Origin of the sequence: Muricauda sp. MAR_2010_75 (assembly GCF_000745185.1) — a bacterium.
GTDB lineage: Bacteria > Bacteroidota > Bacteroidia > Flavobacteriales > Flavobacteriaceae > Flagellimonas.
On the sequence record NZ_JQNJ01000001.1, the window covers coordinates 4,278,891 to 4,294,638 of the forward strand.

Genomic DNA, 15,748 nt, shown 5'->3' on the forward strand with positions numbered 1-15,748 from the left:
ATTACAATTTTGGTTCCCATCCTTTTTCATATTCCCGCTTCCAATTGTTCATTACCGTTTCGTTGTTAAGCACCTTTCCAGTCTTTATATCAATTTTTAAGCTATGCCCGGCATCTTGGGCGAAATTCCCTAAATGGCACAGCATAGTTGAAATACTGGCATCGTTGATGTCTGCATGTAGTGATTCGTCCTTTCGAATGGCATTAAAAAAGTTCTTCACATGATCCACATCCAATCCTCCTATGCCTTGGGTGTTGGTGGTGGCACTCACCGAATTTTCAAACTCAAACTTTATGGGGTTCCCACCTAAATCGTACAATTTGTAAAAATTACGGCTTAGTTCTATAGTTCCCTTGCTGCCGTAAATGGTCACCCCTCTTCCCGGACGCTCGGGTTTCATCATACCTCTACTATGTCCAGTCCACGTGATGAATTTATTTCCTGGAAATGTATAGGTGACCTGCTGGTTATCCACAAATTCCCAGTCATCGTCATAGGTATATTTTCCACCAAAAGAAGTCACTGTTTCGGGAAGATCCACACCTAGGGCCCAACGGCTTATGTCAATCTCATGGGTGCCATTGTTATGGATTTCACCCGTACCCCACGTACGGAACCAGTGCCAGTTATAGGGATGGACATTATCTCGATACGATTCACGAGGGGCCGGACCCTGCCACAGTTCCCAATCTAAAGTCTTGGGCACAGAAATTTCCGCTCCCTTTCCTATGGAACCCCGATTGTTGGAATAATAGGCTTCCGCTTTATAAACCTCACCTATAACCCCATTTTTAATGTCTGTCATCGCCATAATGGAAGTTTTGGCCGAACGCTGTTGGTTACCCATTTGTACTTTTTTCCCATACTTGTTTTGGGCGGCCACCAAAAGGTCATTTTCATACGGATTGTGACTACAGGGTTTTTCAACATAGACATGTTTTCCAGCTTGCAGGGCCATAATGGCCATAGGTGCATGCCAATGTTCGGGTGTGGCAATGAAGACCGCATCCACGTCTTTATCTTCCAAAATTTTTCTAAAATCCTTTTCCACCTTGGGAACATAGCCAATGTTCCGCTGACACCATGAATTATGTTCGTTGATAATGACATCATCCACATCGCAATTGTATAGAATCTCCGCATTGGGGTCTTGATAAATAGCGATGACATGGGCCTTGGCCCGGCTTCGAACACCAATGACCGCTACACGCAATTTATCATTGGCACCTAAAACATTCGCCAATCCAAAGCTGGGTGTTCCCATCAATGTCAATCCTGTGGCACCTACAGTTGTTTTTTTGATAAAATCCCTTCGTGTGTTCATGACATTGATTTTTTAAAGTTGTTTGATTTTGATATTCTTAAACGTCACTTTGTTTCCATGGTCCTGTAGCAGAATGTTTCCCTTTTTGGCTTCGCCAAAATTTGGCCATACCTTGTACTTGCTTTCCGATACCAATTTTTTATAATCATCACTGCTTCGTTCGTATTCCAATACTTTTATCCCATTCAACCAATGCTCCACATGGTTGTTGTTTGAAATAATATGCGCCGAATTCCACTCGCCAATAGGTTTTACATACTTTGTGGTATCAGCTCGGATAAGATCATACAATGAAGCCAGCGTTCGGCTCCCTTCGTGATTCCCTAATTTGGCATCAGGATGAACCGCATCATCCAACAATTGGTATTCCAATCCAATGGCAGAACCTTCCCCTTTGTTCAAATCGGTATCTACATAATATTTGATTCCACTGTTGGCGCCTTCGGTCAGCTTGAAATCCAACTTCAGTTCAAAATTGTCATATTGTTTTTCCGTAACGATATCTCCACCAGCTTCTGACTCTCCTCCACCCGAAGGCAGTACGGTGAGCTCACCGTTTTCAATGGCCCATCCCTTTTCAGGAAAATGATCCAGCTTGGCACCACGCCATCCGGCAGTTGTTTCCCCGTCCCATAACAATTTCCAGCCTTCCTCTTTTTCATGGTGGGTAAGGTTATTTTTTGTGATTATCGGATTTAACGGCATTTCTTTGGTGTAGTTCTGAAGGCTATCCGTAAGAATCTGAACATTTTTCCATCGAATTTCCGTACCTGCTTTTTGATCATCGCCAATACTGTGCACTTGTAGCCCGATGAAGCCGGAATCAGCACCTTCGTCAATCAAGTAGGATGCAGGAATTTCATTGATCCATGTTTTTAATGTGTCGCCAATGGCCTCAATCCGATAATGGTTCCATTGATTTTGTTTGAAGGCCTCTTGGGCCGCTTCATTATTAATAAGTGGAACCAACCATCCCCGTCTGGCTTCTTCATAAATCCCGGCACTCCAGGCTCTATCCGAAGGGTCAATTTCCACTTGGTATCCATGCACACGACCATTTTGATATCCAGGAATACTGGCACTTCTAATCTGTATCCCGGAATTCATGGTGGAATCCACCAAATAGTCCAATTCCAGAATAAAATCCCCGTAGTCTTTATCGGTGGTTAAAAAGGTGTTGGGTGTATTGTGGACGGTCTTGCCTACAATCTCTCCGTTTTCTATTTCGTATGTTGCATTGCCCCCTAAAATGGTCCATCCCTCCAAAGTTTTTCCATCAAATAGGGGTTGCCATGGGGTATTGTCCTTAGGTTCGTTCTTACATCCCAAAATAAATGCGGACATTAGAAGGGTGCACATTCCAATGCAACTGAATTGTTTGTTTGTTTTCACGGTTTTGTTTTTAGCTAATTCTTAAGTAATGAAGTTTATGGAATCGTCCTAACCACTGTTTTTTGGTTTGGACAATCCCTCCACAATTTAAGGTTTTTGATTTATTTCCTTGGATTAAATATCTGCAAACAAAAAAACGTGGCCTATTTGGACCACGTTTTCAAGTAATTATTTTATAAACGAAATCTTTAGGAAACCAGAGCTTCCTTGCTTTCAACAGCAGCCAAATACCGTTCGGCATCAAGGGCGGCCATACAGCCTGTTCCTGCTGCCGTAACAGCTTGTCTGTAAATTTTATCTTGGGCATCGCCACTGGCAAACACTCCGGGCCTATTGGTCTTGGTAGATTTGGGTTGGGTAATGATGTAACCTGTCTCATCCATGTCCAGTTGCCCTTTGAATATGTCGGTGTTCGGCTTGTGCCCAATGGCAATAAAAAGCCCCGTAATGGCTATCTCTTCTTTCTCACCGGTTTGATTGTTCACAATTCTAAGGCCTTCCACCACCTGATCACCAAGAACCTCATCTACCTCAGTATTGTACTTTATTTCAATGTTATCAATGCTATTGACACGATGCTGCATGGCCTTGGAAGCTCTCATATAGTCCTTGCGAACCAACATGGTCACTTTCTTACAGATATTGGCCAAATAAGAAGCTTCTTCGGCAGCAGTATCACCCGCTCCAACTATGGCTACTTCCTGTCCTTTGTAGAAGAATCCATCACAAACGGCACAGGCAGATACACCGCCTCCGCGCAAACGTTGTTCGCTTGGGATATTCAAATATTTGGCAGATGCACCTGTTGAAATGATTACGGTTTCCGCTTCAATAACTTTGGAACCATCCACAGTTACTTTATGGATGCCTCCAACTTCATCGCTAAGGTCTACCGCAGTGACCATACCAACCCTGACTTCCGTGCCAAATCGTTCCGCCTGTTGCTGCAATTGAATCATCATTGTGGGACCGTCTATCCCTTCGGGATAACCTGGAAAATTGTCCACTTCGGTGGTTGTGGTCAACTGTCCTCCAGGCTCCATACCAGTGTACATAACAGGTTTTAAATCTGCCCTGGCCGCATATATAGCAGCGGTATATCCGGCTGGTCCCGATCCTATGATCAATGTTTTTATTCTTTCCAATTGTTCTGACATAGCTAAATCTTCCTCATTATTATATCTTACAAAAGTAGCTTTTTTGTATAGAACCTTACAAAATGGAAATGTGTGATTTATCCCTATTTTTTTAAAAGATGTGAACAATGTAAAGGATACCTCCAATACATTTGGCGGGAAATGAAAAAAGAGCCCATGGGAAAGGCTCTTTTCTAGGATAAGTAGGTCAAGTTTATGGAATTTATACTTGATTATAAAAACCGTTACAACCAAGGGGCTCAACCTCAAAACCCCCTGGCGCAACGTAAACCTCTTTGGAACAAGATAATAGGTTAAGAACAGGTAAACACCTTACAATTAACATATCCTATTTTCTGGAGGTTTGTACTATAACTTCAAAGAGTTTTGCTTTTGCTGGAGTAAACTTACCATGATTTATGCTCTAACATCCTCCCAATTAATCAATGGGGCATATCTGTTAACGAATACCCGTTTTGAATTCATATTTTTTCAAGAGCATGCCAATAATCCTTGTTTTTGGATCATGAAGTCAATAAGTTATCTGTGGGAAAATACAGGAAGGGCCACCTAAATACTTTGAAGATATTTAGGCTTAATGGAAAGAATTAAACTGGTTGAAAATCAAAAAAAAAGACCTCGTTGGGAGGTCTGCTATATTCTGATAGGGTCTTTACTAGTGAGATTTACGTCCTTGAGGAGCGTATCAGTAAACTTAAAATGCCCTTTTGTGGTTATGATTTTAAATCGGTTGGACCGTAAACGTGCCACCGTATCCAAGAGGAGCCATTTGGATTTTAACTTACTTGGATCAAAGGATTTTAGACTAATGTCAAAAAAATATTTTCTCCCATTCTTATGTGCAGATATGTCTGCCGAAAGATTGGTCCCACCCTTTTTTTGTACAAAGGTTTTGGGTGATTCATATCCGGGCAAATCTGTTTTAATATTGGTAAAACCCCTCTCTTTAAGATAATTTATCGCCCGTTCTAAAAAGTCTTTATGTTCATCTATTTCTTTTCCAACCATACCTTGTAAGATAAAAGAATTGATGAGAAAAGCAAATTATTTAACAAGAAATACCCTAGGTGGCAATCAATTATGATATTTTAACTTTCGTTCAATCGTTTCTATCATAACATTGGCAATATCCATACCCGTAGTATTCTCAATACCTTCCAAGCCCGGAGATGAATTTACCTCCAAAAGTAAGGGGCCCCTGTTGGAGCGAATGATGTCCACCCCGGCCACATCCAAATTAAGGACTTTGGCCGATTTTACGGCCAGTTTGCGTTCTTCAGGTGTTATTTTAATCTTGGATGCTGCACCTCCTTGATGAATATTGGCCCTGAATTCCCCTTTCTGTGCCTGACGCTGCATGGAAGCCACTACTTTGCCGTTCACCACAAAACAACGGATATCCTGCCCATTGGCTTCTTTTATGAACTCCTGCACCAAAATATTCGTTTGAACACTTTTAAAGGCATTGATTACACTTTCCGCAGCTTTGTTGGTCTCGGCAAGTACCACTCCCTTACCTTGGGTGCTTTCCAATAGCTTTATGATCAAAGGAGAGCCGTTTACCATACGTATCAGGTCCTTGGTGTCCATGGGTGATTTGGCAAATCCTGTTATGGGAATATGGATGTCGTTCTTGGAGAACAATTGCGATGCAAAAAGCTTGTCCCGCGACTTGCTGATGGCATCCGCTGAATTGAGACAGTACACGCCCAGGGTATCAAATTGACGCAACAGGGCGCAGCCGTAAAATGTTACCGATGGTTTTATTCTAGGAATAACTGCATCAAACTTGTCCAAAACATTTCCTCCCCGATAACGGATTTCGGGTGAACTGGCGTCCAGTTTCATATATGCGTTCTCCACGTTCAAAAAGACCACTTTGTGGCCGCGCATCTCTCCCGCCTCAATGATACGCTTGTTGCTATACAGCTCAGGGTTACTGGCCAAAAGGCCCAGGGTCAACCCCGATTTTTCACTCATGTAGGGACGGTATTTTTTAGCGATTTCCTCCGATGTTATATCGCCTTGACAAAAACTTTGTGCAGGATCAACCAAATAACGGGTGTTGATGGCCTCGCGCCCCAAAAGCATACGGTATTCCATTGTGTCCCTATTGGCAAGCGTAAGTTCAATCTCAAAAGTGTTACCGCCAATGGTGACCGAGGTCTTGATCACGGGACGTTCTTCGGATATTCCCTGAGAGCTCTTCACGCTTCTTACATCGAACAATTTAGCTTGGCAAAGGATGGAAATACTGCGGTTATCTTGAATAGGGTTGACTTCAAAACGTACCCAATCTTCCAATCCTTTGGTGAAAATTTTTACTTTACTGGCTTGAATGGAAGAGGTTTTTGCTCCGGAATCTACCCGGGCCTTTATGGCGGGAATGCCCATATCCTCCAAACGGCACCATTCTTCACTGCCCAATATTTTAGTACTGTCCAAAATAAAATCTATAATTAGTTGATCAATCGCATGATGAACAGGTCCACAACTTCGACCAAGATCAAAATAATGATGATCCACTCCAGTCGGCTGCTTTCCCTGTGATCCATGATGTCCTTAAAAAGACTCAGGTTTTCTTTTATGATGTATCCTTGCTCCTTAATGGTACGATAGCGTTCCTTTAAATCAAAGATTTGCTTCAAGTTTTTGTCCAATCGGTCCAAATCCTCATCTTCCCAAGTCACTTCATGGGAATCAAAAATATACAGGTTTTCTGAAATTTGGTTGTTAATGTTCAACACCCTTCCAATGTGCTTTTTGAGGTTTTTGCCACCGAGATCCAGTTTTCCCTTGATTTCCAAATGGTTGGTATGCTGCCGTGTCTCTTTCATAATCTGGTCCGAAAGTCCAGAAAAATAATCCAAGGCCACGGATTGTGACAGGTGCATCAAAATCAAACGCATGGCCTCAATGTCCGATTCGGGCAAAACGATCTTGTTATTGGTGACTTTGGGCTTTGCCTCGCCCGACAAAAGTTCTATATCTATTTCTTCGGTAAGTTCCGATTGTTGCCATCCTTCGCAGAACGGTTTGATTTCTTCCGTAGTGGCCGCAATGGAGGCTTCATCGAATCCAAAAAAGGACACAATACCATATCTGAAAATATAAACATACCCACCCTCATCGGCATAAAAAAGTTCATCCCGATCTCCAAACAATAGTTTTTTGTCAAACGCCTGTCTACAGCCGAAAATATCAATGCTTCCGGCTAGATGAAGGGCTATGGCCTTAAAGTCCATTATTCTGTTGCAAAAATCTCGGTGGCGTCCTTAAAACTTTTAAATTCCACCATATACCCGTTGGGATCCTGTACAAAAAAGGAGAGGTGCTCCCCTACCTTGTCCTGCATAAAAGTGGCCTCTGTGGTAATTTCCAAGTCCATTTGAAATAATCTTGTGTACAGTTCGCCCCAAATAGCCGCGGGAACAATGATCCCGAAGTGGAACGATGGCAAGATATAATCTTCCAAACGATAGTTCTTAAAATCGAAGTTGAAATTTCCCGATTGCGTAAAGGTCAATTGATGACCGAAAAGGTCGACGTCCAACCATTTTTCGGTATGTCTACCCAAATTGGCCTGGATGACCTCTTGATAGAAGGCCTTGGTCTCTGCTATGTCCTTACATGGCAAGGCGAGGTGGAACTTGACCTCCATTTTTTCCGTTTTTCTTTGCTTTTCTTCCAAAACTTTTAAAGTATGATCGTACCGCCAACCTATCCGATTTGTCCATGAAGGGCAAGGCTTCTTTCCAATCTACCCAAAAGGCAGCCTCAAACTTGTGCTTTTCCTTTACTTTGATGGAAGACGGTTTCAATTGAATCAAAAAATAATTCTTAATGATGGCACCTGAATTGCCCTTTTTAATGTGGGACAGGTAAAACTGTACTTCACCGGGCGACAGTCTTAATTTAATTTCCTCCCCCACTTCCCTGATCAGGGTCTCTTCCTCCGTCTCTTTCTTTTTCTTTACGCCGCCTGGCAACGTATACCGTAGCGGTCTGCCCACTTTTTGCAGTACCAGCACCTTATTTTTATGCAAGGCGATCAGACGTGATTTGACCACTCTTTTCATATCGCTATATTTCTATGAAAGGGTTGGGACTGGCCTGCCCTTTCATAATTGATATCTCAATGCTACTGACCTAAATGTCTATTCCTCATCATCGGGATTTTCTTCCAACGCATCCGTATCCAGTGATGCTTCCTCATCACTGTCTTCATTATCATCGTTCACATCAAAATCCTCCATGGCCATGACCAGGCGTTTGCTCACTTTTATCAGATACGCAGTATCTTCGGTACGTACCTCTATACACTCCACTACTTCATTGCTGGCATTTCGGTAGGTGACAATATCGTCATCATCATATCCATCGGGATATTTTTCCACCAAAAGGTTAAGCATGTGGTTATCCAACTTCTTGTAATCCACAATAACGCGTTTTAACGCCAATGATTGTCTGTTTTTCATCATTACATGTTTAAGAGGTAAGCAAAAATCAATGGCGCCACAATGGTCGCGTCTGACTCTATTATGAATTTAGGGGTGTGGATGTCCAATTTCCCCCAGGTAATTTTTTCGTTGGGCACTGCACCGGAATAGGAACCAAAACTTGTTGTGGAATCACTGATCTGGCAGAAATAGCTCCAAAAAGGGATGTCGGTCTGCTCCAAATCTTGATACAACATTGGCACTACACAAATCGGGAAATCACCTGCAATACCGCCCCCTATTTGAAAGAAGCCAATGCCGTTTTCTGAATTCTTGCTGTACCAATCCGCCAAAAAGGTCATGTATTCGATTCCGGATTTTACGGTACTGGCCTTTAATTCACCTTTAATGACATAGCTAGCGAAAATGTTCCCCATGGTACTATCTTCCCATCCGGGAACCACAATGGGCAGATTTTTTTCAGCTGCGGCGTACATCCATGAATCTTTTATGTCAATTTCATAGTACTCTTCCAGAACACCGGACAATAAAAGTTGGTACATATATTCATGCGGAAAATAGCGTTTGCCTTCCTCCTCGGCCTTTTTCCAAAGTTTGAAGATGTGCTTTTGCAACCGTCTAAATGCTTCTTCTTCAGGAATGCAAGTATCGGTTACGCGGTTCAATCCTTTTTCCAATAAATCCCATTCATCTTGAGGGGTAAGGTCACGGTAATTGGGCACTCTTTTGTAATGGGAATGCGCCACAAGGTTCATCAAATCTTCTTCCAAGTTGGCCCCGGTACAGGAAACAATGTGTACTTTTTCAGTTCGTATAATTTCAGAAAAAATCTTGCCCAATTCAGCAGTGCTCATGGCCCCTGCCAAGGAAACGAGCATTTTGGAACCTTGGTTCAATTGTGCTTCGTACCCTTTTGCGGCATCCACAAGGGAAGCTGCATTGAAATGAAGGTAGTATTTTTCAATAAATTGTGATATTTCTCCTTTGTTACTCATCGTAATCATCTAGTATTGTGTTGGATTTCTTGAAATCTTCGTCTCCTTCAACAAATCCATCTTCTATATATTCATTTTTTTCGTTGAACCTGTAGCTCAACATTTTGTAATATAATTTGGCCGCCAAAAAATCCGACGTCCGGTCGTTGGTATTAGGGCACAATTCAACAATATCAAAGCCTACCACATTTCTTTCCTCGAATACCCGCTTTAAAAAGTCAAGGGTTTCATACCAGAAAAGACCACCCGGTTCCGGGGTTCCTGTGGAGGGCAAAATGGAGGGGTCCAACCCGTCCAAATCAAAAGTAATGTACACATTCTCCGTCATCAAATCTATGGCACTGTCCATCCAAAAATCATCGGTTACCATCTCATGGGCAAAAAATACCTTGTCCTTGTCCATGACCAATGTTTCTGAATGGTCCATGCTGCGAATGCCCACCTGCACCAAATTTGTGGTCTCATTGGCTTCGTACAAGGCACAGGCATGGTTGTATTTTGAGCCATTGTATTCTTTTCGCAAATCGGCATGGGCATCAATCTGCAACACGGTAAGGTCCTCAAAACATTCGTTGAAGGCCCTAATGGCACCTATGGAAATGGAATGCTCCCCACCTATCATAGTCACCACCTTGTTTCGCTTAATATACTCCTTTACAGTTTTATGTACTGCATTGACCATGGTTTCGGGCGTACCCAACTCATCGATTGGGTCAGCCAGGTAAATCCCTACTTTATAGACTTCACTATCTGTCTCAATGTCATACACCTCCATATTTTCTGAAGCTTCCAAAAAGGCTTCCGGGCCTTTGTCAGCGCCTTTGCCCCAAGTGCTGGTACCATCATACGGAACGGGCAACAATACAACTTTGGCTTTTTCAGCCGACCCGTATTCCTTTGGAATACCGGCATACATTCTATTCGTTTTCATTTTAATTAATAATTCGTAATCAGTTTTTGCTGGAAACCAGCATTTTTTTTGGGTCTAAAAGACCATTTTCATCCTTCTTGGATCCATAGCCCAAAATGGACAGAAATTCTTCGGCGGTCTGTTGTTCGGCAAACACCGAGGTTTTCAAATTGCCCTTATCATCTTTCTGAATCAATATATGTTTGGGATGGGGAATGAGACAATGTTGCAATCCACCAAAACCTCCAATGGTTTCTTGGTAAGCTCCCGTATTGAAAAACCCGATATATAAGGGTTTATCCTTTTTGTACTTGGGCATATAGATAGCGTTCATGTGCTGTTCCGAATTGTAATAATCGTCACTATCACAGGTCAACCCTCCCAATAGAACCCGCTCATACTCCTCGTTCCATCGGTTTATGGCCAAAGTGATGAACCTTTTGCTAATGGCCCACGAATCTGGCATGGTAGTGATGAACGACGAGTTGATCATATTCCATTTTTCCCTATCGTTCTGTTGTTTTTGATAAAGCACCTCGTAAATGGTTCCACCACTTTCACCTACGGTAAAACTTCCAAATTCGGTGAAGATGTGGGGCACTTCAACCTCAGCCTCATCACACGCTTGCTTTATTTGATGGATGATCTCGTCCACCATATACTCATAATCGTATTCAAAAGCCAGGGAGTTCTTAATGGGGAACCCTCCGCCTATATTAAGGCTATCCAAAGTTGGGCATACTTTTTTAAGGCTTATATAGACTTTTAGACACTTTAAAAGCTCGTTCCAATAATAGGCCGTATCCCTGATTCCTGTATTGATGAAGAAGTGCAACATCTTCAACTCAACCTGGTCATTATTTTTGATGGACTGATTATAAAAGGGTACAATGTTCTTATACCCGATACCCAATCGTGAGGTATAGAACTCAAATTTTGGTTCTTCTTCTGAAGCAATCCGGATACCCACCTTAAACTTCCCTTCAATGGCTTCGCTTAAGAGTTCAATTTCTTCATAATTATCAATAATAGGGATGCAGTTTTTATGCCCCTCATTGATCAACCGTGCTATGTTCTGTACATACTGGTCCCGTTTAAACCCATTACAGATAACATAGGTATCCTTTGAAATTTTACCTTTCTTTTTTAAGTGTTCCACAATATTGATGTCAAAGGCCGACGAAGTCTCAATGTGAATGTCATTTTTGAGGGCTTCATTCAAAACATGCTCAAAATGGGAGCTTTTGGTGCAATAGCAATAGTGGTAGGATCCTTTATAATCATGCTTGGCCATGGCCGCGCCAAACCACTCTTTTGCCCGCTGTATGTTTTTGGATATTTTGGGCAGGTATGTGAACTTCAAAGGAGTTCCATAGCGTTGCACCAAATTATATAGGTCTACACCGTGGAACTGTAGTTTGTTGTCCTCTAATTGAAATTCCTCCTGGGGAAAATCGTAAGTCTGCTCGATCAAGTCGATGTACTTTGTTTTCATTTAAATTTCGCTGTTTATAATAAAAGATAGTGAGAAAAATAGAAGTCTGAAAATCAAAATTTCTCAGATGCGAAATTCGAATACGGTATAGGCCACAAAGAAAGGGCTCCGTGAGTAATCACGGATGACGGAGTGCATTTCGGAAGTCAGCCCTACTATTCGGTGTCTTAACTTTAAGACGGCTTGTTGGGTAGACTTCCTTATCCCCAAAAGCCCGAACATGAAAAAAGTTTTCAAAGCGATAGGCAATGCGTCCTTTTTTGGACTCATTCATGAAGCAAACATAAACAAAAAATGAATATTGCAAACATTTTTCAATAAAATATTTATTATTCATAATACTCTGAAAAACAATTCTTTACGCGTATAAATCCACATAAAAACCAGTTATCAACCCATCCAAAAGGTCTCACGATTCCGTGTTGGAACGCCGAAGTTTATCCACTTTTTCATGTGATTTTTCATTGAACCGTCGGCAATATCCAACGGGGTATAAAAAACCCGGATAAATACCTCATTCCATTGACAGATTTATAAATCCGTATGAGTTTACTATAAATCAAAAAAAGTAGCCCAGACAAGTTCACCATATTTATATCGCATATTCCAAACCTATTCTACTGATCTATGAAACATAACTTCTTGTGGGCAGCTATACTTTGGCTTTTATTACTGTGCATTTCTTGTAGGGGAAAAAATCCCAAATTGGCATTTGAAAGCGAGGTGGAGAATTTTGAATTGGAACTGGTAGCCGACAGTATTCGTGTTCCTTTCGGGATGTGCTTTTTACCCGATAAACAGCTACTGGTATCCAATAGATTTTCTGGTGAGATCATCCGCGTGAACCCTGGTTCTGGAACAAAAGAAATACTAAAAGGGGTTCCTAAATCCTATTGTCAAGGTGATGGCGGGGCATTGGATATTCTTCTTCACCCTGAATTTGAAAAAAACAACTGGTTGTATTTTGCCCATTCCATCGGGGATTCCACTGCAAGTACCATGGCTATTGATCGTGGAAAACTAATGGGAGACTCCTTAACCCAAATTGAGCGTATTTTTACGGCTTTTCCCTTTTACAGCTCCCCGAGTCATTATGGAACGCGTATGGCCATTCATAACGAATATCTATTTTTTACCATGGGAGACCGTTATGATCTAAAGGATTCTGCCCAAACCTTGAGCAATCATTTGGGAAAAGTAATGCGCATTTTTGATGATGGCAGGATACCAAATAACAATCCATTCGTTGGAAAACCCAATGCCAAACCTGAAATTTGGAGCTATGGACATAGAAATCCACAGGGTTTGACCATTCATCCCCAGACCCAAGAATTATGGTTGCATGAGCACGGACCCAAAGGTGGTGATGAGGTTAATCGAATTGACCCTGGTCTCAACTATGGCTGGCCCGTTATCTGTCATGGCATAGATTATGACGACACTCCTATTGGTGAAGGAATTACTCATAAAGAAGGTATGGAACAACCCAACCACCTCTATGTGCCATCCATTGCCCCCAGCGGCATGGAATTCTACTCAGGTAATAAGTTTAAAAAATGGAAAGGGAATCTCTTTATTGGAGCCATGGCACTTACCCATCTAAATAGATTGGTGTTGAAAGAGGGAAAGATAATCCATGAGGAACGGTTGCTAAAAGACTTTAATAAAAGGATACGGGTAGTAAGACAAGGACCAGATGGTTACCTATATATTGGAGTAGATGGAGGAGCAATCTATAGGCTTATACCCAACTAAATTGCTCCCTTAATCTGTTCTCCTTGGATTCAATATCAGCCTACCAATGGGGGCTTGTCATTGATCAAAGGTTGATTGTAATGACGCCTTCCGGTTGCCTTGTACATTGCATTGGACAAAGCTCCCACAATTGGTGGCAATGATGGTTCGCCCAAACCTGTTGGGTCAATGCCATTGTCAACAAAAAAGGTTTCTATTTCCTTTGGTGCCTCCATATTTCGGATTAGGCGATATGTGTCAAAATTGGATTGTTCCGGTTGGCCATCCTTAAAGGTCATCGCACTATAGGTAGCGTGTCCAATACCATCCACAATTCCACCTTCAATCTGGTTTTTGGCACTCAGTGGGTTGATGACAATTCCACAATCCACGGCACACCAAACCTTGTCCACATTGGGCGTATTTCCATTCATGGTTAAATCCAGTACTTGAGCCACATACGAATTATGACAATAGTACGCTGAAACCCCTCTGGATTTTCCGTTGTCTCCACTGGTCCAATTGGATTTTTCCTTGACCAATTTTAGTACGCCCGCATAACGTTCTGGGTCGTAATCATTTTGTTCTGGATCTCCAACTGGGTTTGAAATGGCCCGATCAAACAACTCCAAACGGAATTCAATAGGATCCTTACCAGCGGCTTCTGCCACCTCATCCATAAAGGCTTGCTCGGCACCAGCAATAAAGTTGGAACGAGGGGCCCGCCATGCACCAGTGGTCACATTGGTTTGCAAACTATGCTTTTCAGCAAGGTAATTGTCCACTGCACCCGCTGGAAAACGATTTTCAAAAACGAGGTCATCGTTGGTTCCCGCACCGCGAACATGCCATGCGATCAAATTGCCGTTTTCATCCAAACCAGCCTTGTACTTTACCTTGTACGAAGGGCGGTAGGTTCCTTGGGTCATATCATCTTCACGGGTATACACTAACTTTATGGGAGCACCCATTTTTTGGGAAATTACAGCGGCTTCCACAGCAAAAGTTCCATACAAACGGCGACCAAATCCACCTCCCATTCGGGTCATCATAATATCAATCTTCTCCTTGGGCAATCCCAATCTGGAAGCCAATGTCAGTTCTAAAAATTCTGGAGTTTGAATGGGGCCCAATAATTCTGCTTTATCTGCTGTAACATCGGCAAAGAAATTCATAGGCTCCATGGTATTGTGGGCCAAGAAGGGTGCGGTATAGGTACTTTCCACAATTTTGGCAGCGGTTTTGAATGCGGCATCCACATCACCGTCTTTACGCGCAGCTTCTTTTGGGGTGGTTTTTAACAGTTCTGAAAGCCTCTCATCATGATAAGCGGTGCTCTCCATTTTGGAATCCTCTTCCCACTGAACCTGCAGTGCCTTTTTGGCTTGCATGCATTCCCAGGTACTGTTTCCAACAACAACCGCCAATTCAGCAATGGCTCCTCCATCGGACCATTGTTTTTCCACATCTTCGGGGTACACCACAATAGGAAACACATCTTTTATTCCCGGCATGGATTTTACGGATTCAGCATCCATATCTTTTAATTTCATGCCAAAGGCCGGTGGATGCACAATCATGGCAATGAGCATACCATCTTTTTGTACATCTAATCCATACAATGGTTTTCCAGTCACAATTTTCTCACCGTCCACATTCTTGCGGTCGGTACCGATGATTTTAAAATCTTTTTGTTCTTTAAGTTCCACTTCTTCTGGAACCTCAACTGCAGCAGCAGCGGAGGCAATTTCACCATATCCGGCTGATTTGCCACTAGCCTCATGGGTGAGCATTCCTTCGGAAGTAGTAATTTCACCAACAGGAACTTCCCAAGCTTTGGCAGCAGCCTCCTTCAACATTTGACGGGCCGTGGCCCCAGCCATGCGAAGACCTTCCCACCCTTGGCGAATGGATTGACTTCCCCCTGCCAATTGTCGTGTAAAAATATCTGTGTTCAAGGGAGCTTGTTCCACAATGACGTCTTTCCAAGCCACATCCAACTCTTCGGCCACAATCATGGGCATGGCCGTTTTTACGTTTTGTCCTATTTCCGGATTGGGTGACATGATGGTCACCAAACCGTTGTCCCCAATTTTCAAAAATCCATTGAGTTCAAACCACTCTTTGGGCATACTGTTGACTTGCTCTGGGGTCATTTTGCAGGAAGCCAACCAGTTGAATCCAAGAACGAGCCCACCTCCGGCCAAACCTGTATTTCGTATGAAAGCACGTCGTCCTATTTTTGTCTTTACAAGCGTCATGGTGTATGTTTTTTAAAGGG

At 42.5% G+C, this 15,748-nt stretch carries 14 protein-coding genes; 1 reads left to right on the forward strand and 13 read right to left on the reverse strand.

The genetic code is table 11. The annotated features are described in order from the left end of the window. Position 1: 1 nt before the first annotated feature. The 12 genes from FG28_RS19285 to FG28_RS19340 all read right to left on the reverse strand — a co-directional run bounded on the left by FG28_RS19285 (position 2) and on the right by FG28_RS19340 (position 11,733). On the reverse strand, positions 2–1,324 hold the full coding sequence (locus FG28_RS19285; RefSeq protein WP_036385704.1) for a Gfo/Idh/MocA family protein: 1,323 nt from the start codon (positions 1,322–1,324) through the stop codon (positions 2–4). A gap of 12 nt (positions 1,325–1,336) precedes the next feature. Then, the gene (locus FG28_RS19290) at positions 1,337–2,668 is read right to left on the reverse strand and encodes a DUF1080 domain-containing protein (protein ID WP_051947505.1); all 1,332 of its coding nucleotides are present in this window, start codon (positions 2,666–2,668) and stop codon (positions 1,337–1,339) included. 236 nt (positions 2,669–2,904) lie between these two features. Beyond that, a complete protein-coding gene (trxB, locus tag FG28_RS19295; protein ID WP_036386911.1) occupies positions 2,905–3,873 on the reverse strand; it encodes a thioredoxin-disulfide reductase in 969 nt (322 codons plus the stop codon). Positions 3,874–4,506: 633 nt separating this feature from the next. Then, positions 4,507–4,881 carry a hypothetical protein gene (locus FG28_RS19300; RefSeq protein WP_036385709.1) on the reverse strand — a complete coding sequence of 125 codons (375 nt, stop codon included), beginning with the start codon at positions 4,879–4,881 and terminating at the stop codon, positions 4,507–4,509. 66 nt (positions 4,882–4,947) lie between these two features. Further along, on the reverse strand, positions 4,948–6,321 hold the full coding sequence (rimK, locus tag FG28_RS19305) for a 30S ribosomal protein S6--L-glutamate ligase (RefSeq protein WP_197062671.1): 1,374 nt from the start codon (positions 6,319–6,321) through the stop codon (positions 4,948–4,950). A gap of 11 nt (positions 6,322–6,332) precedes the next feature. Continuing rightward, positions 6,333–7,118: an RMD1 family protein gene (locus tag FG28_RS19310; protein ID WP_036385713.1), complete on the reverse strand. Its 786-nt coding sequence runs from the start codon at positions 7,116–7,118 to the stop codon at positions 6,333–6,335. Beyond that, entirely contained in the window at positions 7,118–7,534 is a 417-nt protein-coding gene (locus FG28_RS19315; RefSeq protein ID WP_036385716.1) for a VOC family protein, read from the reverse strand. The genes FG28_RS19310 and FG28_RS19315 overlap by 1 nt, the downstream gene beginning before the upstream one ends. After that, entirely contained in the window at positions 7,500–7,952 is a 453-nt protein-coding gene (locus FG28_RS19320) for an NUDIX hydrolase (protein WP_036385719.1), read from the reverse strand. The genes FG28_RS19315 and FG28_RS19320 overlap by 35 nt, the downstream gene beginning before the upstream one ends. Before the next feature lie 78 nt (positions 7,953–8,030). Then, on the reverse strand, positions 8,031–8,351 hold the full coding sequence (locus FG28_RS19325) for a hypothetical protein (RefSeq protein WP_036386912.1): 321 nt from the start codon (positions 8,349–8,351) through the stop codon (positions 8,031–8,033). A gap of 2 nt (positions 8,352–8,353) precedes the next feature. Beyond that, positions 8,354–9,328 (reverse strand): deoxyhypusine synthase family protein, encoded by a 975-nt coding sequence (locus tag FG28_RS19330; protein WP_036385721.1) that lies wholly within the window; start codon positions 9,326–9,328, stop codon positions 8,354–8,356. Beyond that, the gene (gene speB, locus FG28_RS19335) at positions 9,321–10,259 is read right to left on the reverse strand and encodes an agmatinase (protein WP_036385723.1); all 939 of its coding nucleotides are present in this window, start codon (positions 10,257–10,259) and stop codon (positions 9,321–9,323) included. The genes FG28_RS19330 and speB overlap by 8 nt, the downstream gene beginning before the upstream one ends. A gap of 19 nt (positions 10,260–10,278) precedes the next feature. Then, entirely contained in the window at positions 10,279–11,733 is a 1,455-nt protein-coding gene (locus FG28_RS19340; RefSeq protein ID WP_036385725.1) for an arginine decarboxylase, read from the reverse strand. Positions 11,734–12,438: 705 nt separating this feature from the next. On the opposite strand from FG28_RS19340, the gene FG28_RS19350 reads away from it, so the two are divergent. Further along, a complete protein-coding gene (locus tag FG28_RS19350) occupies positions 12,439–13,488 on the forward strand; it encodes a PQQ-dependent sugar dehydrogenase (RefSeq protein ID WP_197062636.1) in 1,050 nt (349 codons plus the stop codon). A 35-nt stretch (positions 13,489–13,523) separates the two neighbouring features. On the opposite strand, the gene FG28_RS19355 is transcribed toward FG28_RS19350, so the two are convergent. Next, on the reverse strand, positions 13,524–15,728 hold the full coding sequence (locus FG28_RS19355; protein ID WP_036385731.1) for a xanthine dehydrogenase family protein molybdopterin-binding subunit: 2,205 nt from the start codon (positions 15,726–15,728) through the stop codon (positions 13,524–13,526). Positions 15,729–15,748 lie beyond the last annotated feature (20 nt).